The sequence below is a fragment of the Rhizobacter sp. P2_H2 genome (assembly GCF_056403375.1).
Genome location: NZ_JBFUFP010000886.1, coordinates 1 through 2,304, shown reverse-complemented (window position 1 = coordinate 2,304; position 2,304 = coordinate 1). Strand labels below are relative to the sequence as shown.

3 protein-coding genes and 1 pseudogene are annotated in these 2,304 nt (G+C 67.7%); 1 reads left to right on the top strand and 3 read right to left on the bottom strand.

The window, feature by feature from the left end; genetic code table 11:
• From AC1D15_RS27775 to AC1D15_RS27765, 3 genes and pseudogenes are all read right to left on the bottom strand, one after another.
• A pseudogene (locus AC1D15_RS27775) lies at positions 1 to 128 on the bottom strand (ribosome small subunit-dependent GTPase A); the annotation flags it as partial.
• Positions 125 to 457, bottom strand: coding sequence for a 4a-hydroxytetrahydrobiopterin dehydratase (locus AC1D15_RS27770; RefSeq protein ID WP_465111142.1), 333 nt, complete (start codon positions 455 to 457; stop codon positions 125 to 127). The gene AC1D15_RS27770 and the pseudogene AC1D15_RS27775, both read right to left, overlap by 4 nt.
• A gap of 3 nt (positions 458 to 460) precedes the next feature.
• Positions 461 to 1,756, bottom strand: coding sequence for a M48 family metallopeptidase (locus AC1D15_RS27765; RefSeq protein ID WP_477828541.1), 1,296 nt, complete (start codon positions 1,754 to 1,756; stop codon positions 461 to 463).
• 51 nt (positions 1,757 to 1,807) lie between these two features.
• On the opposite strand from AC1D15_RS27765, the gene orn reads away from it, so the two are divergent.
• A partial coding sequence (orn, locus tag AC1D15_RS27760) for an oligoribonuclease (protein ID WP_477828540.1) occupies positions 1,808 to 2,304 on the top strand: 497 nt, incomplete at its 3' end.

The window sequence follows — 2,304 nt, the reverse complement described above, 5'->3', positions numbered from 1 at the left end:
ACCACGCAGTCGCTCTTCTTGCCGCGCGGGTGGCAGACGATGCGCTCGCCGTCCGGCGTCTCGACGATGTAGTGGCGCCCGTGGCCGGCGACCACCAGCCCGGTGTCCAGCGCGACCGCGTGGCTCAAGCGAGGAAGGCGACGAGCGCGTCCGCCTTGGCCGCGCAGATGAAGTCGTTCAGCGAGATGCCGCCGACCGAATGCGTGTTGAAGCGCGCGACGCAGCGGTCGTAGCTGACGGCCAGCTCAGGGTGGTGGTCTTCGCTGTGGGCGATCCAGGCCAGCGCGTTCACGAACGCGATCGTCTCGTGGTAGTTCTTGAAGCTGAAGGTCTTCTCGATCGCGCCTTCATTCAGGTGCCAGCCGCTGACTTGCGCCAGGTGGCTGCGGACCTCGTTCGGGCCCATCGCGTCGGCGCCTTCCAGCGCCTTGCATTTCAGGTGCAGCAGGTTGCTCATGGTTCAGCTCGGTTGTGGGTGCGCCTGGGGGCGCGTCTGCGATTGAAGGGCCGCCAGGCGCTCGGTGGCCGGCGGATGGGAGTAGTAGAAGCGCGCGTACACCGGGTCCGGCGTCAGCGTCGTCGAATTGTCCTCATGCAGCTTCAGCAGGGCCGCGGCAAGGTCTTGGCCGTCCGCCTGCGAGCAGGCGTAGGCGTCGGCCTCGAACTCGTGCTTGCGCGACACGCGCGCCGCCAGCGGCGTGGCGAACACGCTGAACACCGGCATCGCGAGCATCAGCAGGATCAGCGCCAGTGCGTCGTTCGGGGCTGCCATCGACGGCTGCACGCCCAGGCCCAGGTAGAACCAGGCCTGGTTCGACAGCCAGCCGAGCAGCCCGAAGGCCAGCAGGCTCAGCACCGTCATCGTCAGGCTGCGCTTGAGCAGGTGGCGCAGCTTGAAGTGGCCGAGCTCGTGCGCCAGCACGGCTTCCATCTCGGGCGGGCTGAGCTTGTTGATCAGCGTGTCGTAGAAGATCACCCGCTTCGATTTGCCGAGGCCGGTGAACATCGCGTTCGCATGGGCCGAGCGCTTGCTGCCGTCCATCACGTAGAAGCCCTGGGCGGTGAAGCCGCAGCGTGCCATCAGCGCGAGCGCCTGCTCCTTCAGCGAGCCGTCGGGCAGCGGCTCGAACTTGTTGTAGAGCGGCATCACGACCAGCGGGTACACCACCTGCACGAACAGGCCGAACGCCGTCCACGCGAGCCAGGCCCAGAACCACCAGTACGCGCCGGCCGCGCCCATCAGCCACAGGATCAGCGCGACGATCGGCAGGCCGAGCGCGATGCCGACCAGCGTGTTGGTGACGAGGTCGCGCACGAAGAGCTGCCAGGTCATGCGGTTGAAGCCGAAGCGCGCCTCGAGGCGGAAGGTGGCGTACAGCTCGAACGGCAGCTCGAGCACGGCGCCGATCACCGAGAACGCGAACACCAGCGCCAGCTGGTAGGCAAGGCCGCCGAAGCGCGGGGCCAGCGCATCGCGCAGCACGGCATTCAGCGCATCGAGCCCGCCGAGCAGCGTCCAGCCGAGCAGCACGACGGCGCCGAAGGCCATCGTCACCAGCCCGAAGCGGCCCTTCGCGAGCGTGTAGTCGGCGGCTTTCTGGTGCGCGTCGAGCGACACCTTGCCGACGAAGGCGGCCGGCACGGCGTTGCGGTGGGCCGCGACGTGGCGCATCTGGCGCGTCGTGAGCCACAGGCGCAGCCCGAGCGAGGCGAGCAGCGCGGCGGCGAACAGCAGGGTCAGGTGAATGGCTTGCATGGGCTGCAAGTGTAGGGCGCGGTCGGCGAGAATGCCCCCAAGGAGAAAACCATGAGCGACATCGCAAGCCCGCTGCAGCAAAGCGACCAGAACCTGATCTGGATCGACCTCGAGATGACCGGCCTCTACCCGGACACCGACCGCATCATCGAGATCGCGGTCGTCGTGACCGATGCCCAGCTGACGCAGCGCGTCGAGGGCCCGGTGTTCGCGATCCACCAGAGCGACGCGACGCTCGACGCGATGGACGCCTGGAACAAGGGCACGCACGGCCGCAGCGGCCTGATCGACCGCGTGAAGGCGTCGACCATCGACGAGGCCTCGGCCGAGGCGCAGGTGATCGACTTCCTGAAGCGCTATGTCGGCAAGAGCACCTCGCCGATGTGCGGCAACAGCATCTGCCAGGACCGCCGCTTCCTGGCGCGCACGATGCCCAAGCTGGAAGCCTTCTTCCACTACCGCAACCTCGACGTCAGCACGCTGAAGGAGCTGGCCAAGCGCTGGAAGCCGGAGATCCTCGCCGGCTTCAGGAAGGCGCAGGCCCACAC